The sequence below is a fragment of the Pedobacter sp. genome (genome assembly GCF_965227205.1).
GTDB lineage: Bacteria > Bacteroidota > Bacteroidia > Sphingobacteriales > Sphingobacteriaceae > Pedobacter.
This window is the reverse complement of the sequence record NZ_OZ245727.1, coordinates 4,682,922-4,705,647: the sequence shown is the minus strand read 5'-3', so window position 1 is coordinate 4,705,647 and position 22,726 is coordinate 4,682,922. Positions and strand designations below refer to the sequence as shown.

Here is a 22,726-nt window from a genome sequence, read left to right as displayed (position 1 = left end):
TTATATAATTAAAAACCAGCGCTTAAACCAATTGAAAACGTCTTGATATTTGGAATATCATTATCGCTTGTACCGGCGATTGATGCTTCTGGATCAAATCCTTTATGTTTAGCCCATGTAAATGGATTTTCAGCCATCAAAAATAAGCGGGCAGTTGATAATTTAACTTTACTAGCCCATTCTTTTTTCAAAGTATAACCAAGAGAAATATTTTTTACCCTCATGTACGAACCATCAAATAAAAATCTGCTTGATGCACTGTTAGACAAATCTGTGTTTCCTGTAGGTAAAAATCTTGGGATTGTTGAAGTTGTATTAGTTGCAGACCATGCGTTTAGTACATCTCTTGACATTTGCTGACCAGGAGTAATACCATTATGCATTAATGCCTGATACAATGCATCATAAACTTTTCCGCCTAATGAGAAGTACGTAAATACACTTAAATCAAATTCTTTATAGTTTAAAGTATTATTAAAACCACCATAGTATTTTGGCAATGCAGAACCTAAACCAGAGTATTGTTTTGCTTCTGCGTATACTTTAGTGGTAACTTTATTTCCGTTAGCATCATCTCTATACCACATTGCTCTACCATCAGCCTGATCGATACCTGCATACTCACGTAAATACCACTGATAACGATCTTCACCAACCTTAATTAATTTTGTACCATCAACAACTTCATCTTGTGTAGAGGCAACAATTTTGTTTTTAATCCTTGTAATGTTGAATGCAATATTCCAGTTAAAATCTGTACTTCTGATAGGGCTTGCGTTAATAGCCAATTCGATACCAGCATTATTCATTAATGCCAAATTGGTTGTTATTGAAGAAAAACCAGTTGTTCTTGATAATGGTTTTGCAAATAATAAATCATCAGTTCTTTTCTTAAAATAAGAGACTTCACCACTAATTCTACGATTTAAAACAGAGAATTCTAAACCAAATTCAGCTGTTTTACTACGCTCCCATGCTAAATCTTGATTTGCAAGCTGACTATAAGTCATCCCAGAAAGTCCTTCATAAGCATTAGCTAAAGAGTATAATCCTTGAGCTGCATACCTGCCAATATCATTATTACCAGTTACACCGTAACTAGCACGTAATTTTAAATCGTCTAAAAAGCTAACATCTTTTAAGAAATTCTCTTGTTTAAGTCTCCATGCACCACCAACTGACCAGAAATTACCAAATTTACTATCCGGACCAAATGCTGAAAAACCATCTCTTCTGAAACTACCTGATAGAAAATATTTACCATCATAGTCATAATTTGCTCTTGAGAAATAAGATTCGAACCTTGCTTCTGTAAATGATGATGTAGCAGTTGCTGGAGTAGATGCAGAAACTAATTCTGTTTGACCAGCAAATCCATATCCAGTTGCAGTAGTAGAAAATTGATCAAATTTATTACGATACGCTTCCTGACCAATTAATATATCTACATTATGTTTACCAAAACTTTTGTTGTAATTTAAAGTATTAATGTATGTTGTTGTGATATCTTCTTTAGAATATCTATAACCTCTACCTCTTACTCCAACACCATTTCCATGCAATAAGTTATAAAATTGATTTTCTCTAACTGCAGAATAATCTAAACCTACAGTTGATTTAGCTGTAAAACCGTTAAGGAATTTAACTTGTGCATATGGAGTAGTAGTAATACGTGTAATCTTAGTAAGATAGGTATCCAAATCATTCAAACCTACTGGATTAAAATCTGGAGAAACCGGGTTTACATAACTGTATGAAGGATTACCATTTGAATCTAAAATAGGATTACCACTTGCGTCTCTAACGTATAAGGTATAGATATTAGAAACAATATCACCAAACCTCACCGGGTTTGCACCACCTCCCGCACCTGCAGGAGTATTTTGTGTTGAACTGGCTAATGTATTATTAATACCAAATGAGAAAAATTTATTCACGTCATTTGACAAATTGAATTTACCTGAATATCTTTTAAAATCAGATCCAATAACAATACCTTTTTGATCGAAGTAACCGCCAGACACATAGTATCTAAGCTTTTCGCTACCACCGCTTGCAGATACATTCACATCTTTACTCTGACCTCTTCTTAATACTTCATCTCTCCAATTTGTATCATAAAGCAAAGTAGCTCCAGGAGCTAATGCCCCGCCAGCAACAAATGGATTAGCAGTATTGAACGGATTAACAGTTAATCTATTTCGAGTTAACGTATTTGCAGCCGTAGCTGCTGCATCTGGCGCTAAACCAGCTGCTATTCTTTGAGCGTAGTAAGCATCGAAATATGTTTTATAATATTCCTGAGCATTTAAAACTTCATGTTTTTTTACCGCTTGATAAGAATATCCTCCGGTTACACTTGCGTTAAATTTAGTTGCACCTGCTTTACCCTGTTTTGTAGTTACTAATACAACACCATTTGCAGCTCTTGAACCATAAATTGCAGAAGCAGACGCATCCTTTAAAATAGTTACGGATTCGATGTCATTAGGATTTAATGAAGATAATACATCAGCAGTCTGTGCTACAGAAGTTAAATCAAGTCCTGAAGATGTTACCGCAACTCCATCAATAACATAAAGTGGACTCGAGCCAGCCGAAATAGAACCTACACCACGAACCCTCACAGTAGTAGCAGCTCCTGGTTGTCCTGATACACTAGTTACCTGAACACCGGCTGCAGCACCTTGTAAAGATTTTTGGAATGATGTATTTGGTCTATCAGCAATATTTTTTGCGCCAACAACTGATGCCGCCCCTGTAAAACTTTCCTTTTTCACAGTTCCATATGCTACAACTAATACCTCATCTAAGTCTTTGCTATCAACCGATAGAGAAACATTATAACTTGATGACCCAGTTAAATTTTGTTTTTGTGCTATATACCCTAAAGCAGAAAATTCGATTGCTGTTGCACCAGAGGCAACATTAATTGTGAAATTACCAGCGGCATCGGTAACTGCTCCACCTTTTTGCCCAGTTAATTTTACACTTACACCCGGAATAGGTAACCCGTCTTCCTTTGATGTAACTTTACCCGTTACTGTTCGATTTTGAGCTACTGCAGAAACTGCAATAAAAATCAACAGAAACAAACTTTGTAGAAGTTTTTTCATGAAAATTTAAATTAGTTTGATTGTTTTAGTTAATTAATAATGCAATTTAAATTATATTATTATGTAAAGCAAATTTTACATAAATAAAAATTTTTGCATTTATTAAAATTAACTCAAAAATTCGAATGATAATTAATAATTCCAACTAATACCATATCAAATTAGCGGTTAAAAATATAAAATTTCAACGCAAAAAATGTTAATTACACAATTGTAATCAACAATATTAATAAACGTTAAATAAAATCAAACAAAGATTCATAAAATCTATGAATTATAAAGACAAATAATCAAATAACACACTAAAACCTTTCTTTTAATCCCTCAAAAAAAATAACACAGATTTATTATAGAGATAATTAGATTAAAATTCAACATAAACTTATTTACTTAAAAAAAGTATCAATTAAATATATCAGCAACGAGCTGATAGAATATAAACTGAGAGCAATAACAAAAATATCAGTAGATTATTTGAAATAATATAAATACAAAATGATAAATAAACAAAATGTCAATCAGGAAATGGTGAAACTTGGCATGGCCTGGCATTTCAAAAAATATTCTTCCGATGTTACTTATGCGGCATTAGAAAATAATGCCAGAAGAAACAGGATAGGTTTATGGAAAGAGCCAAACCCTATTGCTCCATGGGAGTGGAGAAAGCCAAAAGCGAAATAGCCATTTAATCTTATTAATTGTAATCTCAAACCATTAGCAAACGAAGGCCATCCTTTCATCGGTTCTTAAGCCCTGCTGTGTGTTGCAATCTTTTCGGTGATTGGATTAGAAGTTATAGAAATCCTGTGAACCCAAAAAGGATTTCCACTTCTATCAGGTTTAGCTGGCAGTGTTTGGCGCTCCGATTAACAACCTGAAACCTCAAACCAGATTAACCGATTCTTCTGCACCAACGCTTAGCTGCTCTTAGATATCTTAGGTGGTAAATAATCTGCAACTTATTTACAGAATTCCCTTTAATCTGCGTTTTTTATCTGTGCCAATCTGCGGGAAATAAATAGTCAGTATTGCATTACGAAATATTTAGATGTACCTGGGGCATTGTCTACCAGTGGAAGGTTTTATTGTCGATAGTCAGGTATATTAGCATTTTCTGCTTTCAGCTTTAGCCTTTGTACTTTCTGCTTTAGTCTTTCCACTTTCAGCTCCAAGCTCTCTGCTCTCTGCCAAAAAAGGGTTATAAACAAAGAAAGCCTTGCAACAATTGTTACAAGGCTCTTCTTTTAAGATTTGGCACCGACCTACTCTCCCACGTGTTACCGCAGTACCATCGGCTCTGGTGGGCTTAACTTCTCTGTTCGGAATGGGAAGAGGTGGACACCACCGATATAGGCACCTAAATGTTTTTAATTGTAGTTGGTTAGTTGGTTGGTTGTTTTATTGTTTAGAATCCAAACAACTAAAAAACGATAAACCAAATACCCAAAACAAATGACATATTATTGAAAGAAGTTAAGTTTTGAAGAACAAACAACAGTCTGTTTGCTTTGAAAGCTTCGGATGATTAGTATTACTCGACTATGCTGTCACCAGCTTTACATCTATAACCTATCAACGTAGTCATCTTCTACGGTCCTATATGGAATTCTCATCTCGTGGCTAGTTTCGCACTTAGATGCTTTCAGCGCTTATCTATTCCCAGCGTAGCTACTCTGCAATGCCCCTGGCGGAACAACAGATTCACTAGAGGCTAGTCCAACCCGGTCCTCTCGTACTAAGGTCAGCCCCACTCAAAATTCCTACGCCCACAACAGATAGGGACCGAACTGTCTCGCGACGTTCTGAACCCAGCTCGCGTGCCACTTTAATCGGCGAACAGCCGAACCCTTGGGACCTTCTCCAGCCCCAGGATGTGACGAGCCGACATCGAGGTGCCAAACCTCCCCGTCGATATGAGCTCTTGGGGGAGATCAGCCTGTTATCCCCAGCGTACCTTTTATCCTTTGAGCGATGGCCCTTCCATGCAGAACCACCGGATCACTATATCCGTCTTTCGACCCTGATCGACTTGTAGGTCTCACAGTCAAGCAAGCTTATGCTATTGCACTCCTCATACGGTTACCAAGCGTATTGAGCTTACCTTTGAAAGCCTCCGTTACCTTTTTGGAGGCGACCACCCCAGTCAAACTACCCATCAAACAATGTCCTCCACTTAGTGGAGTTAGACACCGAATACAGAAAGGGTGGTATTTCAACGTTGACTCCACGACGCCTGGCGACGCCGCTTCATAGTCTCCCACCTATCCTACACATCCTGTACCCAATGTCAATGTTAAATTGTAGTGAAGGTGCATGGGGTCTTTCCGTCCCGTTGCGGGTACCCGGCGTCTTCACCGGGACCACAATTTCACCGAGCTCATGGCTGAGACAGCGCCCAGATCGTTACACCATTCGTGCAGGTCGGAACTTACCCGACAAGGAATTTCGCTACCTTAGGACCGTTATAGTTACGGCCGCCGTTTACTGGGGCTTCGATTCAATGCTTCTCCTTGCGGATGACATCCCCTCTTAACCTTCCAGCACCGGGCAGGTGTCAGGCCTTATACTTCATCTTTCGATTTTGCAAAGCCATGTGTTTTTGTTAAACAGTCGCCTGGGCCTTTTCACTGCGGCTGACATTACTGCCAGCGCCCCTTCTCCCGAAGTTACAGGGCCATTTTGCCGAGTTCCTTAGCCATGATTCACTCGAGCACCTTAGAATCCTCTTCCCGGATACCTGTGTCGGTTTGCGGTACGGGTTTTTATAACCTGAAGCTTAGCGGTTTTTCTTGGAAGTCTGTTTACCTGCTCTATCCACTCATCCGAAGACTCGCGGTACTATTAGTTTTCAGCTAGGTCGGCGGATTTGCCTACCGTCCTAATACCTACAACCTTTAACGAACTATTCCGTCAGTTCGCGGCAGTGTCACTACTCCGTCCCCACATCGCAGTTATAAAAAGTACTGGAATATTAACCAGTTGTCCATCGAATATCCCCTTCGGGTTCTCCTTAGGTCCCGACTAACCCTGATCCGATTAGCGTTGATCAGGAAACCTTATCCTTTCGGTGGGCAGGTTTCTCGCCTGCCTTATCGTTACTTATGCCTACATTTGCTTTTCTATACACTCCAGCACCCATTACCAGATACCTTCACTGTATATAGAATGCTCCCCTACCGATATATTTCAATCCCATAGCTTCGGTGATACACTTAATGCCCGTTTATTATCCATGCCCGATCGCTCGACTAGTGAGCTGTTACGCACTCTTTAAATGAATGGCTGCTTCCAAGCCAACATCCTAGCTGTCTGTGCAATCGGACCTCGTTAGTTCAACTTAGCGTACACTTGGGGACCTTAGCTGATGGTCTGGGTTCTTTCCCTCTCGGCGCGTGACCTTAGCACCCCGCGCCTCACTGCAGATCATATTTCATAGCATTCGGAGTTTGTCTGGATTTGGTAGGATTTGACTCCCCCGCACCCAATCAGTAGCTCTACCTCTATGAAACTTAATATCCACGCTGTTCCTAAAAACATTTCGGGGAGTACGAGCTATTTCCCAGTTTGATTAGCCTTTCACCCCTACCCACAGATCATCCGGAAACTTTTCAACGTTTATCGGTTCGGTCCTCCAGTACGTGTTACCGCACCTTCAACCTGTCCATGGGTAGATCACAAGGTTTCGCGTCTACCTCCTCTGACTATACGCCCTATTCAGACTCGCTTTCGCTTCGGATCCGTGTCTTAAACACTTAACCTTGCCAGAGAAGAGTAACTCGTAGGCTCATTATGCAAAAGGCACGCCGTCACGCAACTTGTACGCTCCGACCGCTTGTAAGTACACGGTTTCAGGTTCTATTTCACTCCCCTGTTCGGGGTTCTTTTCACCTTTCCCTCACGGTACTGGTTCACTATCGGTCTCTCAGGAGTATTTAGCCTTACCGGATGGTGCCGGCAGATTCCCACAAGGCGTCTCCGACCTCGCGGTACTCAGGATACTACTAGGCTAACATTCTATACGTGTACTGGGCTATCACCATGTATCGCCGGGCTTCCCATCCCGTTCCACTTCTGTTTGTTAATACCACATCGTAGTCCTACAACCCCCACTTTGCCGTAACAAAGTAGGTTTGGGCTCTTTCCCTTTCGCTCGCCACTACTCAGGAAATCATTATTATTTTCTCTTCCTCTGCTTACTTAGATGTTTCAGTTCGGCAGGTTTGCTCATTATATGTGACTGGTCTTCAACCAGCCGGGTTGCCCCATTCGGAAATCTTCGGATTAATTCCTATTTGCAAATACCCGAAGCTTATCGCAGCTTATCACGTCCTTCATCGCCTCTGAGAGCCAAGGCATCCCCCGTGTACTCTTTCTTACTTTCTTCTACTTATACGCCTTTTGCGCCGTATAGTATGCTTTTTTTGCTCTTGTTATGATGTCTCATACCATTCATCTGATTGCTCATTTGAGTGGTGAACACAAACACAACAGTCGCCTATTGTTGTTTGCTCTTCTTTTTTAACTTCTTCCAATATGTCAAAGAACTTTTCAATCCCCGCTTAAAGTATTAATACCTTTAGCTATTTGCGCAAACCTTTTGTACCAGGTTCGGGTGATGAGTAAAAAACTGCGGGCTCGAACCGTTTCTTGTGCCCCTATGGCGTTTCCTATTTTCTTCAGTTATGTCAATGTAGTTTACCTATCCCGGTAATCGTATTATGTTTTTTAAAAGCTTTCTGCTTTTATCTTTAAGCTTTACAGCTTAATGGTGGAGAATAACGGAGTCGAACCGTTGACCTCCTGCGTGCAAGGCAGGCGCTCTAGCCAGCTGAGCTAATCCCCCAAAGGATTTGATTATTGTAGTCCCGTCCAGATTTGAACTGGAGACCCCTACATTATCAGTGTAGTGCTCTAACCAGGCTGAGCTACGGGACTATTTGATTTTAGATTTATTGATTGACGATTTTAGATTTGTATATCGCTACAGCATTCGTAAATCGTAAATCAAAATTCGTAATTCAATTTAATCTCGCCTCTCAAAGATTCGTTAGTGCAACTAAGTGCTTCAATCTTTTGGGTGTTTCTTCTTTTAGTGTCTTAGTTATTTCGTTGGTTTGTTATTTAGTCTTACGTTTTATCAACGTATAACTTATAACTCATCAACCTATAACTTATTAGAGTATCATGTTGCGCAGCGAGTAGTCAACTCTGCTCCAGAAAGGAGGTATTCCAGCCGCACCTTCCGGTACGGCTACCTTGTTACGACTTAGCCCCAGTTATCGGTTTTACCCTAGGACGCTCCTTACGGTTACATACTTTAGGTACCCCCAACTTCCATGGCTTGACGGGCGGTGTGTACAAGGCCCGGGAACGTATTCACCGCGTCATTGCTGATACGCGATTACTAGCGAATCCAACTTCATGGGGTCGAGTTGCAGACCCCAATCCGAACTGTGAATGGCTTTGTGAGATTCGCATACTATTGCTAGCTAGCTGCCCTCTGTACCATCCATTGTAGCACGTGTGTAGCCCCGGACGTAAGGGCCATGATGACTTGACGTCGTCCCCTCCTTCCTCTCTGTTTGCACAGGCAGTCTGTTTAGAGTCCCCATCATTACATGCTGGCAACTAAACATAGGGGTTGCGCTCGTTGCGGGACTTAACCCAACACCTCACGGCACGAGCTGACGACAGCCATGCAGCACCTAGTTTCGTGTGATTGCTCACTTATTCATCTCTGAATAATTCACTAACTTTCAAGCCCGGGTAAGGTTCCTCGCGTATCATCGAATTAAACCACATGCTCCTCCGCTTGTGCGGGCCCCCGTCAATTCCTTTGAGTTTCACTCTTGCGAGCGTACTCCCCAGGTGGAATACTTAACGCTTTCGCTTAGCCGCTAACTGTATATCGCTAACAGCGAGTATTCATCGTTTAGGGCGTGGACTACCAGGGTATCTAATCCTGTTTGATCCCCACGCTTTCGTGCCTCAGCGTCAATAAAACCATAGTAAGCTGCCTTCGCAATCGGTGTTCTGAGACATATCTATGCATTTCACCGCTACTTGTCTCATTCCGCCTACCTCTAGTTTATTCAAGCCCATCAGTATCAAAGGCACTGCGATAGTTGAGCTACCGTCTTTCACCTCTGACTTAACAGGCCGCCTACGCACCCTTTAAACCCAATAAATCCGGATAACGCTTGGATCCTCCGTATTACCGCGGCTGCTGGCACGGAGTTAGCCGATCCTTATTCTTCTGGTACATTCAGCTCTCTACACGTAGAAAGGTTTATTCCCAGATAAAAGCAGTTTACAACCCATAGGGCAGTCTTCCTGCACGCGGCATGGCTGGTTCAGAGTTGCCTCCATTGACCAATATTCCTTACTGCTGCCTCCCGTAGGAGTCTGGTCCGTGTCTCAGTACCAGTGTGGGGGGTCATCCTCTCAGATCCCCTAGTCATCGTCGCCTTGGTGGGCCGTTACCCCGCCAACTAGCTAATGACACGCATGCCCATCTTAATCCTATAAATATTTGAACATTGAGTAATGCTACTCTGTGTTTTTATGCGGTGTTAATCCGAATTTCTTCGGGCTATCCCCCTGATTAAGGTAGGTTGCATACGCGTTACGCACCCGTGCGCCACTTTCGATAAAAGCAAGCTCTTATCTATCGTTCGACTTGCATGTATTAGGCCTGCCGCTAGCGTTCATCCTGAGCCAGGATCAAACTCTCCATTGTAAAATGTGTTGTAAGATTCTGACCAGTTTTAACTATCGTTAAAAATAGTCTTCTTTTTTTTAATTATGTCTGTCAGACATTGACTTTAAAATCAAGCTTCGGTACTCTGTACTTGAATCCGTACTTCATTACCCCGCTTGCGCTACATTGACATCTCTTTTAAGAACTTATTCGGCTCGGTACCTCGCGGCGGCCTTTTATATATCTTCGGGTTTCAGTTTCAGATGGTCTTATTCGTCCTTCTTCAGTTTCTTCCGTTTCAATCTTGTTTTTATCTTCTTCCCGACATCCGCCGTTCTGATTTTTTTTACCCTTCCTTTCGGTTGGGAGTGCAAAGGTAAGAATCTTTTTTTAACTTCCAAATAAAATAAATTTTATTTTTTCGCCGCCTTTTTCTTCTTAATCCCTCTCTTCAATATTTGTCCTTTTCAGGACGCCTGCTTCCTTCCGAAGCGGGTTGCAAAAGTAGAAAACTTTTATCAATCACCAAATTTTATTTGAAAATAATTTCTAGTGATTTCAGTCTCTCATTCTCAACCCCTCTTCCTCCGAAGCGGGTTGCAAAAGTAGAAAAATTATTGGTTTGTGAAAAGCCTGCACCGCTTTTATTTCATAGATTGCACATAAGTACATGGATTTCAGCGAGAAAAAATCATGCCCCTGTAAAACTTTTTAACCATAAAGTTTGTTTCGACGGGTTTTCTTCTTTTGAAAAAGATGTTTTTGTATTACGCTTAAAGGCTTTCCCACTGATTTACGCAGATAAATATCGCAGATTGAAAAGGATTTTGTTGCTTCGGAAACAAGTTTTTACCATCTAAGACATCTTAGAACAGCTAAGTATAGCGATTGTATACTGGATGCGGCTTAGTTTTTTAACCATATAAGACATATAAGGACATATAGATTGGGTGCAATTTAGTTATTAAAAAATTTCATGCAGGTAAATAAGGGAGGTTTAAAGGGATTTTAGTTTGATGGCAATTTTTTTCATCTAGATACGTCAGGACATCTAAATGTGGTAATTTGGTTTGCTAATTACAGGCTTAACATTCAAACAATAGAACAATCCGGCAATTGGCTGGTGTTTGTAACCTGCAACCGTAAATTGGAACACCAAAAGAAGTAAAATAAACCCGACCGCAATGGAAAACCCGCAAGGAGAGCGCAGCGAACCTAGGATTTGGAATAAAGGGCGGGACGAACGGTAATTGGAAAACCGGAACCTGATTTACTAATTATTTAATATTGACCTGTACTTAAAAGAACTAGTGTACAAGCCCGCATTGGTTCGATGTTATGTTGATCTAATAGTTTTTCGAGTTCAAAATTCTCAGTACCTGGGTTAAAAATAACACGTTTTGGCTTTGTATCTAAAATATAATCGTAATACTGAGGTTGCAATGCGGGGCCGATATATAAGGTTATAGTATCAATATCTGAATGTACATCGCCTTGGTTTTCGATCTCGACACCAGCAACTTCACCGCGCTTAATACCAACATTAACAATTTCGTGGTTGAACCTGGTTAACATATGTGCCGCTTTGTACGCATAACGTGAAGAATCTGGAGAGGCACCTATAATTAATGTTTTTTTCATTTTATGTTAAAATTTAGAAAGTAGCGCAATTTGACCTGAATGGTAAGCATGATGCTGAATGAGTCCGTTTAATAGCTCAACATTTGTAATCTTATTGGCAATTGTAGGATTTAAGGATTCTTCAATTTCATCGTTCCATTGCGCTTCTTTAATTATTTCGCAAAATCGAATTAATTCTTCATTTGCGATTTTAAAGTTGAAGATAATTTTTTCCCATGCTTGTGCAGAGGTTTCTGTAGGAACAGGCCAATCACCCATTTGAGGTTCTGCCGCAGCGTTTCCCATTAGTCTGGAAGTAACCTCTTCTGTCCACGCTGTTAAATGCAAAGCGATTTCTGCTATTGAATGTGCATTTGGAATGAAATGTTTAAATGCGTTTTCTGGCAATACATTATTAAGTGTTTGCATTACATGATTGCCATGCCATGCATCTCCATTAAAAGATTTTTTTATTTCGCCAGTGATATTAAACATGTGTATAGAACAACTCAGCCTATACAATGTTTGTTATTTTGCATTTAGGATTGCATTTGCGCAGTTAATTCCATCAATTGCTGCAGAAACAATTCCGCCTGCGTAACCTGCACCTTCTGCACAAGGGTATAAACCTTTAATTTGCGGATGCTGATAGGTTTCTTTATCGCGGGGAATGCGAACCGGAGATGAAGTTCTGCTTTCTACGCCAACTAAAATTGCTTCATTGGTATAATAACCTCTTATTTTCTTGCCAAAAAGCGGAAGTGCTGATTTTAAACTATCTGAAACAAATGAAGGTAAAATATTATCGAGCATTACACTTTTGGTTCCAGGTAAGTAAGAATTTTTAGGTAAATCGATAGAAAGCTTGTTGTTTACAAAATCTACCATACGTTGTGCAGGTGCAACTAAATTTCCGCCACCAGCTTCGAATGCTAGTTTTTCTATTTCGGATTGAAAATTCAGCATTCTTAATGGCTCATAACCTAGAACATCATTTAAGGTTACTTGAACTACGGTACCAGAATTTGCATAAGGATTATTCCTCTTAGAAGGAGACCAACCATTGACCACGATTTCATTTTCGCCTGTGGCGCAAGGTGCGATAATTCCACCAGGACACATACAAAAAGAAAATACACCACGAGCGCCAACTTGTTCTACTAAACTATAATATGCAGGTGGTAAAAATTCTGAACGTGTGTCGCAATGATATTGAGCAGAATCGATTATTTGCTGAGGATGCTCTATACGAACGCCCAAAGCAAATGGTTTTGCTTCGATTAAAATGTTTTTACTGTTTAGTAACTCGTACACATCTCTCGCAGAATGACCTGTTGCAAGGATTACATTGTCTCCATAGAGTTTATCTTCAAAATTTATTTCGATGCCTTTAATCTTACCAAATTCGATTATAATATCCGTCATCTGGCTATCGAATATCACTTCGCCACCGGCATTTAATATGGTTCCTTTTATAGAGGTAATGATATGAGGTAATTTGTTGGTTCCGATATGTGGACGGGCATCGATAATAATATCCTTTTCGGCACCATGATCTACAAAAACCTGTAATACTTTATTTATATCGCCACGCTTATTTGAGCGTGTGTATAATTTCCCATCAGAGTAAGTTCCTGCTCCACCTTCCCCATAGCAATAATTTGATTCAGTATTTACAACTCCATGCTTGTTGATGGCAGCTAAATCTCTTCTTCGTTGCTTAACATCTTTACCTCGTTCTATTATTATTGGTTTTAATCCATTTTCTATACACTGCAATGCAGCGAATAAGCCGGCCGGACCAGCGCCAATAATTAATACAGGTTTTGCATTACTAACATTTTGATAGTTTACTGTATTAATTTCTACCTCAGGATTTTCATCAATATAAACTTTTATCTGAAGGCGGTAAATTACTTTTCTAGAACGGGCGTCGATAGATCTTTTTAAAACCTCAAAGCCCTTTATACGATTTTGAGGTACTTTTAATGCTTCTTCTAACTTTTGGTTTATCACCTCAGTTTGCTCTACCTGATGCGGGAGCAGCGTAATTTCTATATCTTTTTGCATACAACTTGTCAGGTTTTTATCCTGATAATTTTCAAAAATACAAAATTATGAATTGAAATTAATTTCCCATTAATTGCACAGGTTGTTCATCATGTTTTAATTCGGCAACAATTTCCTCTTTCATATTAATTAGATAGCTTTTCCCTCCCTTTTCAACCGCCAAAAATCCTTTGTAAGGTATACCAACAGAGTAATATTTATTTGAAATGACTATCGTTCCAGTTTTATCTATAATCCCCCACAAATCAGTTGTGTAATGTGCGCCCGATGAATAATCACGTTTTCCGAAAGCGGCATAACCATCTTTAAATCCCATCATTACACCAATAAAGTTTCCTTTTATTTTAGTTTCACCAGTTTTATCAATAAAACTCCAAAAACCTCCTTTTAGCACGGGAGCAAGTCCTTCAGAAAAATTTCCTGCTTCATCGTAAATTAATGGGATAACCAACTCTCCACTTGCGTTGGCAAAACCACATTTTTTATTTTCCGTTACTTTTATTAATCCATCTTGCATTTGCTCAATGTCATTATATTCAACAGGAAGCAAAATTTTACCATTTTTATCGGCTAAGCCTTTTAATTTATTGTTAGTTAAGTAAACTAATCCGTCTTTGTGTGCAAATACGAAGTCGTTTATTGGCTCAATTAATACTTGCTCTTTCGCAGTAATTAACCCCATCTTTTTATCGTCAAAAGAAAATCCGGCAGAAAACCCGTTGTAAAAATCGTTTAAGTAATGGTATTTTGGTTTGATAAGCAGTGTACCTTTTCTATCTATCAAACCGTATTTTCCATTATTTTTAATAACAGCCAAATTGGCGTAGTATGGAAGAATAGATTCATATGGAAGAGAAAATAGTTGCTTACCATTTTTATCAATTACATATTTCCTACCATTCTTAGTAGCAATAATAGTTCTATCTTCAATGATAATGATATTATTATATTCTACAGGAAACACTAATTTTCCAGTTTTGTTAATTAGCCCATACTTATCGCCACGGCTTACGACAGCAAAATTTCCTTTAAACTCATCAGCGTATTCGAAAGTAGGTTTAATTACCATCTTTCCAAGTGCATTAAGGTATCCATACTTTCCGTTAATTTTTGCAGGCATTAACCCTTCACTAAATTCGCCAAAGTAATCGTAAAGATTTGGAGCTAAAATATTGCCGCTATAATTTAACAAACCAATTTTGCCATTTTGGCTGGTTTGATAAAAACGTTGAGCATTTTGCTATATTATAACATAAAAATAGAGAGAAAATAATTGCGATTTGTTTCATTAAAAATGTATAAATTAATACTTTATTAAAATAATTTGCTTTTGTACAGCAAAAAACATGAAACCCTAGGGAGTATGATGGATGCTAATTGATGCTTCAAAGTTCTGAATAAAAAAGAAATTTATATAGATTAATGAAAATAATTTTAGACTAATTTTAAGCTATTGTAACAAAGGCATGCAATTTGATATCAAACATGTAAATTGAATAAAATTCGATTGAATCAAAAAACAAAAACCATAAAAATGAAAAGATTAGTATTTGGAATTTTAGCTGCTGTTATTGCAGTAAGCACTTTAAGTTCATGCGGATATAACAGCATGGTTAAGCTTGATGAAAATGTAAAATCTAAATGGGGAACTGTTCAAACCCAATATCAAAGAAGAGCGGATTTAATTCCGAATTTAGTAAGTACTGTTAAAGGTGCAGCAAAATTTGAACAAGGAACATTAACTGCAGTAGTAGAAGCCAGAGCAAAAGCTACACAAATGACAGTTAAGGCTGATGATTTAACACCTGAAAACATTCAAAAATATCAGGCAGCTCAAGGTCAGTTAAGCCAGGCTTTAGGTAAATTATTATCGATTACTGAAGCTTATCCGGAATTAAGAGCCACGCAACAATTCAGCGATTTATCTGCACAATTAGAAAGTACTGAGAATAGAATTACAGTAGCCCGCAAAGATTTTAATGATGCTGTGCAGGAATACAACGGTAAAATCAGATCTTTTCCAAATAATTTAACCGCAGGTATGTTTGGCTTTAAGGCTAAAGGTTATTTTGAAGCTGATGCGACAGCGAAAGACGCACCTAAAGTAGAATTTTAAAATTCTGGTAAATAACATTTCAGGGTAATAGGTGTTTATTCAATTAAATATCTATTGCCCTTTTTAATTAAATCTAAAATATAATCATGTCATTATTTTCTGATATTGAACAAGATAAAATTGCGCATGCAATAGCTGAGGCTGAAAAGGCTACATCAGGAGAAATTAGAATTGCCATAGATAAGCATTGCGAAAGCGATGCCTACCAGACAGCTACGGAATATTTTGCTAAGTTAGATATGGATAAAACGGCTCAACGAAATGGAGTTTTAATTTATCTGGCCCATGCCGACCATAAATTTGCCATAATTGGCGATAGCGGTATAAACCGACTTGTGCCTGATAATTTTTGGGAAACTACTAAAATTGCAATGAGTGCTCATTTTGCAAAAGGAAACCTTGCAGATGGAATTGTTGCCGGCGTTGCCTTGGCTGGCGAAAAATTGGCGCTCTTTTTCCCGTACCAAACCGGAGATATAAATGAGTTGCCAAATGATATTGTATACATGGATAAACACGAAACCAAATAAGTAATGAAAAAAATATTCCTATTATCAATTTTCTGCTTATTATTTTCATTTGCCTTTGCTCAAGATTTTCCTGCAAAACCAAATACACTTGTTAACGATTATTCTGGTGTTTTATCAGCAGAACAAAAAGATAATTTAGAACGTAAACTGGTTGCTTTTGATGATTCTTCATCAACACAAATCGCAATTGCTATCTTAAAATCGGTAGGCGACTATGATATAAATGAGTACGCTGTAGAATTGGGTAGAAAGTGGGGTGTGGGGCAAAGTGGCAAAAACAACGGAATAATGATTGTTGTTGCCGTTGGCGATAGAAAGATTTCTATTCAAACAGGTTATGGTGTTGAAGGCGCCTTACCTGACATTTACGCAAAGCGGATTATTGAAAACGATATTAAACCCAATTTTAGGTCTGGTGATTATTATGCCGGACTTGATGAAGCAACAACCTCAATTATAAAATACACTAAAGGAGAATATAAAAATGATAAACCTAAAGCTTCGAAAGGCGGAGGAACGGGCAGCATCGCAGTCATAATCATTATCGTAATTGTAATTATCATTATTATGCGAAAAGGTGGCGGAGGTAATGGTGGCGAAATCATTGGAAGTCGTGGTGCATCAAATGCACTATTTTGGGCTATGCTTTTTGGCGGAAGTGGCCGTGGCGGAGGCGGAAGTAGCTGGGGCGGTGGAGGCTCATCTGGCGGTGGTGGATTTGGCGGTTTCGGTGGCGGAAGCTTCGGAGGAGGTGGATCTAGCGGAAGCTGGTAGTTTAGTTGTTTAGTTGTTTAGTTGTTTAGTGAGAACTACTTAACTAAAGTTTAGTTTAAATCAACTTTGTTAAAGTGTATAGAAAAGATTTAATTACGGCAGAAATACAGAAACTAGCTGAAGTTTTAGCAAAAATAATGGGACTCAAATTGGAAGGTAAATTTGTTGAGGCTCAAGATATTTTTGATGAGACAATTGCCAATGCTTTCAATCTACCGAAAGATATTTTGGAAAATGAGGATTTAACTGCTTTTAACAATTGGTTAGAGGGCAGTGAATTATCAGCAGAGAAATTAGATTCACTTAGTGAGTTTCTGTATTACGAACTTGGACTAAGTGAGGAAAGAAATAAAATCATCGCAGCAAAGCTTAATCTTATTTATAAATTACTTTCAGATAAGCACAAAATTGTACATCTTGTTAATTTCCATCGTCAGAATAACATTCAACAATATTTAGTTTAAAACTGTAAACGCAGTATCCAAAGGTTTAATTTACATTATATGATTATAGAGAAGTGGCGTAAAATTGCCTCGAAATATTTAGTTCGAGAGAAATGGGCAACATTAAGGGTTGATACCTGTGAACTGCAGACCGGAGTTGTTAAAGATGATTATTATGTTTTAGAGTATCCAAATTGGGTTAATGCAATTGCACTAACCGAGGATGGCAAGGTTATTATGGTTCGTCAGTATCGCCACGCGGCAGATATAATTTCACTAGAAATTCCAGGTGGCGTTATTGATGGCGATGAAACACCTGAAACTGCGATAAAAAGAGAGTTGCTTGAAGAAACTGGATACAGTTTTAAAACCTGTAAATATATTGTTGAACTTTACCCTAATCCTGCAACTTCTACCAATAAAACGTTTACTTATTTTTTAACTGGCGGTGTTAAAACTCACGACCAACATTTAGATGAACATGAAATTTTAAATGTTGAAGAATATACTGTTGAAGAATTAAAGGATCTATTAAAGGAGAACAAAATTGCACAAGCACTTCATGTCGCTGCCTTGCATTATGGTTTGGCAGAGATTGAGAAAGGCTAAACTTGGAGTAAATATTTTACCACCTAAGAAACCTTAGGACATCTAAGTCATTCAAGAATTTCACTGTAACAAAAAAGACCTGATTTTAGCAAATCAGGTCTTTTTTGTTACAGTGAATTTGAATTAAGCACTTTGGTTTTTACCTTAAACCCTCAACCTGCTACCCTAAACCTTAACTAGCTCATTTTTAATTTTTTCTGAATATCGTGTACGTAAGCCTTAAACTTTTTATCTGTATCGATTAAATCTTCTACAGTTTGGCAAGCATAAATTACCGTACTGTGGTCACGGCCGCCGAAGAAAGCACCAATAGTTTTTAATGATGATTTTGTATGGCTTTTTGATAAATACATTGAAATTTGGCGAGCCTGAACAATTTCGCGTTTACGTGTTTGCGATTTAACCATATCAACCGGTACTTCGAAATATTCGCAAACTAACTTTTGAATGTATTCCATCGAAATCTCTTTTGAAGTATTCTTGATGAAGTTCTTCAGCATTTGCTTCGCAAGATTTAAATCGATTTCCTTTTTGTTTAAAGTAGCCTGAGCTAACAATGAAACCATTGCACCTTCCAGTTCACGTACATTGTTATCTATATTGTGTGCAACATATTCAACAACTTCGCCTGGTAACTCGATACCATCAGCATACATTTTCTTTCTTAAAATTGCGATACGCGTTTCTAAATCCGGAATCTGTAAATCGGCAGATAAGCCCCATTTAAAACGGCTCAACAAACGCTCTTCTAAACCAGCTAAATCTTTTGGTGCTTTATCTGATGTTAAAATAACCTGTTTACCAGATTGGTGTAGGTGATTAAAGATATGGAAGAAAATATCCTGTGTTTTTTCTTTGCCTGCAAAGTTGTGTACATCATCCATAATGATAACATCCATTGCCTGGTAGAAATTAACGAAATCATTAATTGTATTGTTCTTTAATGAATCTACAAACTGTTGGCAAAATTTCTCACAACTCACATAGATAACAAGCTTATCTGGCATGCTGCGTTTAATCTCATTACCGATGGCTTGAGCCAAGTGGGTTTTACCTAAACCTACGCCACCATAAATCATTAATGGATTAAATGATGTGCCGCCTGGTTTAGCTGCTACTGCATAACCTGCAGAACGGGCTAAGCGATTACAATCTCCCTCAATATAATTTTCAAATGTATAGTTAGAGTTTAATTGTGGGTCGACGTTTAATTTTTTTAATCCGGGAATAATAAACGGATTTTTAATGTCTTTATTTATTGATACAGGGATTGGCATCGACTGTACCTTTGCTTCTGCCCCATTCCCGTTTGAAGGCATATTTGTTGTGTAAGGACTACCGCTGTTAGATGATTTATCTACAACGATATTATATTCTAACCTACCATCTTCGCCTAACTGTTTCTTTACAGTTTTGCGTAGTAAGCCTACGTAGTGTTCTTCAAGCCATTCGTAAAAGAACAAACTTGGCACTTGTATGGTTAAAACCTTACCTTCCAATTTAAGGGCTGTTATAGGCTCGAACCAAGTTTTGAAACTTTGATTCGGGATATTATCCTTAATAATTTGAAGACAGTTCTTCCACACTTCTGTACAAGTTTTTTCCATTGCGATTTCTATAATTTATTGGTTTACAGTGCCGATTCGAATTTACGGGGTGGTCCGTTTCGGGACTACGAATATTGAGAAAATTATCAACATTTGAAACAAAAATTTCAATTATTTTGTAACCTATTCATAAGCAGGTAGCTAACCTACTTAACCTAAATTTTTAATGTGGATAACTATTTATTAACATAGGTTTTCCACATCAAAAATCGATTTACAGGCTATTTCACCCAATTATTCAAATCAACATCGGAAAAGCAAATTCTAAGCCATGATTTGATAATTTAACAAATCTTTAATCCACAATAGCATAAATTAACTGATTATCAAAGGTGTAATTTCAAATAAGTAAAATTACCCAGTACAAACCAGGAAACACTACCTCAAAATTGTGGTAATTTTTACCCTTTTGGGGAAATTTCAAACTGAAATATTTGATATGCACTGCTGATTTTCATTGAGCAGGAGTTTAATATTCTCCAAAGGTTTTTCTAAATACATCGGCAATTTCACCCAGTGTAGCATAATGTTCTACGGCATCTATTATAAATGGCATAAGGTTAGCATTACCTTGTGCTGCATCATCTAGATTATTTAACGACCTTTCTACTGCTTTGTTATCTCTTTTAGCTTTCAATTTGGTTAACTTTTCAGTTTGTAATTTTCTTATTGAATCATCAATATTAAAAACATCTGTTAAGCCCTCTTCTTCTTGAACAAATTTATTTACCCCAACCGAAACACGTTCTCCTGTTTCTATCTCCTTCTGGTATTGATAAGAAGCTCCCGCAATTTCATTCTGCATATAGTCGTTTTCTATTGCATTTACAGAACCGCCCATCGCATCAATTTTATCGATATATTTACAGGCAGCTGCTTCTATTTCATCCGTTAGGTTCTCTATAAAAAATGAACCTGCCAAAGGGTCAACCGTATCGGTTACGCCACTTTCAAAACCTATAATTTGTTGGGTACGCAAAGCGATTTTTGCCGCCGCCTCCGTTGGCAATGAAAGGGCTTCATCATAACCATTTGTGTGTAAGGATTGCGTACCGCCTAAAACCGCAGCCATTGCCTGGTTTGTAACTCTTATTACATTATTAAGGGGCTGTTGCGCCGTTAATGTTGAACCACCTGTCTGGGTATGAAAGCGTAACATCTGAGCCTTTTCTTCAGTTGCACCAAGTTCTTTTGTAATTTTTGCCCACATCCTTCTAGCAGCTCTAAACTTTGCAATCTCTTCAAAAAAGTTATTATGGCAGTTAAAGAAGAAAGACAATCTTTTGGCAAAAACATTAATATCTAGGCCTTTATCTATTGCAGCTTTAAGATAGGTTTTACCATTAGCCAAAGTAAATGCAAGTTCCTGCACAGCAGATGACCCCGCCTCGCGAATGTGATAACCAGAAATTGAAATGGTGTTCCACTTTGGAACACTACTGCTGCAAAACTCAAAAATATCGGTAATTAAGCGCATTGAAGGCTTTGGCGGATATATATAAGTTCCTCTTGCGGCATACTCCTTTAGTATATCGTTTTGTATAGTACCCGAAATCTGCTTCAAATCTGCACCTTGTTTTTTGGCTAAAGCTATATACATTGCCAATAAAATTGATGCAGTAGCATTAATGGTCATTGAAGTTGTAATTTCTTTCAATTCGATACCATCAAACAAAATTTCGATATCCTTTAATGAATCTATTGCTACGCCAACTTTACCAACTTCACCATCAGCCATTTCATGGTCAGAATCGTAACCTATTTGTGTTGGTAAATCAAAAGCTACAGATAAACCTGTTGTACCTTGATTTAGTAGATAATGATAACGTTTGTTAGATTCTTCTGCAGTTGAAAATCCGGCATATTGCCTCATGGTCCATAATCTGCCGCGATACATATCTTTTTGAATACCGCGTGTAAAAGGAAATTCACCTGGTTTTTCTTCAACAGGATTAGCAGAAGTATAAAGTTCCTTAATTTCGATTCCTGATGTTGTAGTATGTTTTTTATCGCTCATATTTGTTTATGTAAATGGTTAACCGTTAAACTGTTTTAATTGGTTAATTGTCCGAATGGTTCCTCAAATTGATTCGGCTTATAGATTCGATTAACGGTTTAAACAATTATCCAATTAACCCAATAAATTAAAACATCTTCTGTATATCCTTTTTAATCAACTCGATAGTTAAATCATATGGATTTTCATCTATTGTAGCCATATGTTGTAAAATTGCTTTACTCAATTCAATTCCATTTGCACCTGCAGGCAAACCTTGAACCGCATTATTAATCATGCCGATTGTATCATCCTTTAATTTGCGTACTACATTCCAGGTTACACTATCAATATATAGCTGTTGTGTTATGTTATGCTGATACTCTGAACGTACTTCGTTTAAAACGCCTGCTTGTAGTGTAGAAATATCAATACCTTGTTGATGTAAACGAACAAGTAGATTTGCCGGATTAATTCTATCGATAAAAATAATTAAGCGTTCGTGAGCCTGAAGCCTTAAAGGTAAAAGCTGCGCTCTGTTTTCTTTATTTAGCTCAATAGTTTTCAGGTTAAAAAACCGATGAATATCAGCTTTAACCAAATAATAAATTGCTAACAAGGCTAAAGTAATGCCCACAAATAATGTTAAAACATCTATAACGATCTGTTGTATAATCATATGTATTGTTTAATTACGGTAATATTAACATCCCGTTAAAAGCAAAAATGTACATTATTATTTATATTTGTAAAAGATAAAATTTAAATAACATGAGTACTACAGTAGATACAGCATTTGCCCCGGTTTCTTTTTCAGAAGGCGCAACTAAAGAGTTATTAAAATTAAAAGATCAGCAGGAAATTAATGAAGATTACGGTCTACGCGTAGGTGTAGAAGGTGGTGGTTGTGCCGGCATGAACTACATTTTAGGTTTCGACCAGAAAAAAGATGGCGATCAGGAATTTTTCATAGATGGCATTAAAGTATTTATGAATAAAGCGCATCAAATGTATTTAATGGGAATGATGATTGATTGGCAAGATGGTTTAAACTCTCGCGGTTTTACATTTGTTAACCCAAATGCTACCAGTACATGTGGTTGCGGAACAAGTTTTTCGGCATAAAGAAAATTATATTGTAACAT

The 22,726-nt window shown here is 38.0% G+C and carries 15 protein-coding genes, 2 tRNA genes and 3 rRNA genes; 7 read left to right on the top strand and 13 right to left on the bottom strand.

The window, feature by feature from the left end:
- Positions 1-8: 8 nt before the first annotated feature.
- Positions 9-3,116: a SusC/RagA family TonB-linked outer membrane protein gene (locus ACO05K_RS20500; RefSeq protein WP_421946231.1), complete on the bottom strand. Its 3,108-nt coding sequence runs from the start codon at positions 3,114-3,116 to the stop codon at positions 9-11.
- Positions 3,117-3,611: 495 nt separating this feature from the next.
- Here ACO05K_RS20500 and ACO05K_RS20495 point away from each other — a divergent pair, with 495 nt between their 5' ends.
- Entirely contained in the window at positions 3,612-3,797 is a 186-nt protein-coding gene (locus ACO05K_RS20495; RefSeq protein WP_421946230.1) for a thermonuclease family protein, read from the top strand.
- A 568-nt stretch (positions 3,798-4,365) separates the two neighbouring features.
- Here the strand turns inward: ACO05K_RS20495 and rrf are convergent.
- The 9 genes from rrf to ACO05K_RS20450 all read right to left on the bottom strand — a co-directional run bounded on the left by rrf (position 4,366) and on the right by ACO05K_RS20450 (position 14,698).
- Positions 4,366-4,477, bottom strand: a 5S ribosomal RNA gene (rrf, locus tag ACO05K_RS20490).
- A gap of 145 nt (positions 4,478-4,622) precedes the next feature.
- Positions 4,623-7,499, bottom strand: a 23S ribosomal RNA gene (locus ACO05K_RS20485).
- Positions 7,500-7,882: 383 nt separating this feature from the next.
- A tRNA-Ala gene (locus ACO05K_RS20480) sits at positions 7,883-7,959 on the bottom strand.
- A 17-nt stretch (positions 7,960-7,976) separates the two neighbouring features.
- Positions 7,977-8,051: transfer RNA gene (locus ACO05K_RS20475), tRNA-Ile, on the bottom strand.
- A gap of 282 nt (positions 8,052-8,333) precedes the next feature.
- Positions 8,334-9,855: ribosomal RNA gene (locus tag ACO05K_RS20470) — 16S ribosomal RNA — on the bottom strand.
- The 16S, 23S and 5S rRNA genes sit together here with 2 tRNA genes alongside, the layout of an rRNA operon.
- Positions 9,856-11,097: 1,242 nt before the next feature.
- Positions 11,098-11,457 carry a CoA-binding protein gene (locus ACO05K_RS20465; protein ID WP_421946229.1) on the bottom strand — a complete coding sequence of 120 codons (360 nt, stop codon included), beginning with the start codon at positions 11,455-11,457 and terminating at the stop codon, positions 11,098-11,100.
- 6 nt (positions 11,458-11,463) lie between these two features.
- Entirely contained in the window at positions 11,464-11,931 is a 468-nt protein-coding gene (locus ACO05K_RS20460) for a DinB family protein (protein ID WP_421946228.1), read from the bottom strand.
- 33 nt (positions 11,932-11,964) lie between these two features.
- A complete protein-coding gene (locus ACO05K_RS20455) occupies positions 11,965-13,506 on the bottom strand; it encodes an NAD(P)/FAD-dependent oxidoreductase (protein WP_421946227.1) in 1,542 nt (513 codons plus the stop codon).
- 58 nt (positions 13,507-13,564) lie between these two features.
- The gene (locus tag ACO05K_RS20450) at positions 13,565-14,698 is read right to left on the bottom strand and encodes a WG repeat-containing protein (protein WP_421946226.1); all 1,134 of its coding nucleotides are present in this window, start codon (positions 14,696-14,698) and stop codon (positions 13,565-13,567) included.
- A gap of 342 nt (positions 14,699-15,040) precedes the next feature.
- On the opposite strand from ACO05K_RS20450, the gene ACO05K_RS20445 reads away from it, so the two are divergent.
- From ACO05K_RS20445 to ACO05K_RS20425, 5 genes are all read left to right on the top strand, one after another.
- Entirely contained in the window at positions 15,041-15,622 is a 582-nt protein-coding gene (locus tag ACO05K_RS20445; RefSeq protein ID WP_316762513.1) for a LemA family protein, read from the top strand.
- An 86-nt stretch (positions 15,623-15,708) separates the two neighbouring features.
- Positions 15,709-16,152 (top strand): TPM domain-containing protein, encoded by a 444-nt coding sequence (locus tag ACO05K_RS20440; RefSeq protein ID WP_421946225.1) that lies wholly within the window; start codon positions 15,709-15,711, stop codon positions 16,150-16,152.
- A 3-nt stretch (positions 16,153-16,155) separates the two neighbouring features.
- Positions 16,156-16,926, top strand: coding sequence for a TPM domain-containing protein (locus tag ACO05K_RS20435; protein WP_421946224.1), 771 nt, complete (start codon positions 16,156-16,158; stop codon positions 16,924-16,926).
- Between the two features lie 74 nt (positions 16,927-17,000).
- Positions 17,001-17,390 carry a hypothetical protein gene (locus ACO05K_RS20430; protein WP_421946223.1) on the top strand — a complete coding sequence of 130 codons (390 nt, stop codon included), beginning with the start codon at positions 17,001-17,003 and terminating at the stop codon, positions 17,388-17,390.
- Positions 17,391-17,429: 39 nt separating this feature from the next.
- Positions 17,430-17,978, top strand: a complete 549-nt coding sequence (locus ACO05K_RS20425) for an NUDIX hydrolase (RefSeq protein ID WP_421946222.1) — start codon at positions 17,430-17,432, stop codon at positions 17,976-17,978.
- 176 nt (positions 17,979-18,154) lie between these two features.
- On the opposite strand, the gene dnaA is transcribed toward ACO05K_RS20425, so the two are convergent.
- From dnaA to ACO05K_RS20410, 3 genes are all read right to left on the bottom strand, one after another.
- The gene (gene dnaA / locus ACO05K_RS20420) at positions 18,155-19,585 is read right to left on the bottom strand and encodes a chromosomal replication initiator protein DnaA (RefSeq protein ID WP_056088409.1); all 1,431 of its coding nucleotides are present in this window, start codon (positions 19,583-19,585) and stop codon (positions 18,155-18,157) included.
- A gap of 469 nt (positions 19,586-20,054) precedes the next feature.
- The gene (locus tag ACO05K_RS20415; RefSeq protein WP_421946221.1) at positions 20,055-21,602 is read right to left on the bottom strand and encodes an acyl-CoA mutase large subunit family protein; all 1,548 of its coding nucleotides are present in this window, start codon (positions 21,600-21,602) and stop codon (positions 20,055-20,057) included.
- A 127-nt stretch (positions 21,603-21,729) separates the two neighbouring features.
- A complete protein-coding gene (locus tag ACO05K_RS20410; RefSeq protein WP_421946220.1) occupies positions 21,730-22,260 on the bottom strand; it encodes a hypothetical protein in 531 nt (176 codons plus the stop codon).
- A 92-nt stretch (positions 22,261-22,352) separates the two neighbouring features.
- On the opposite strand from ACO05K_RS20410, the gene ACO05K_RS20405 reads away from it, so the two are divergent.
- Positions 22,353-22,706 (top strand): HesB/IscA family protein, encoded by a 354-nt coding sequence (locus ACO05K_RS20405; protein ID WP_421946219.1) that lies wholly within the window; start codon positions 22,353-22,355, stop codon positions 22,704-22,706.
- Positions 22,707-22,726 lie beyond the last annotated feature (20 nt).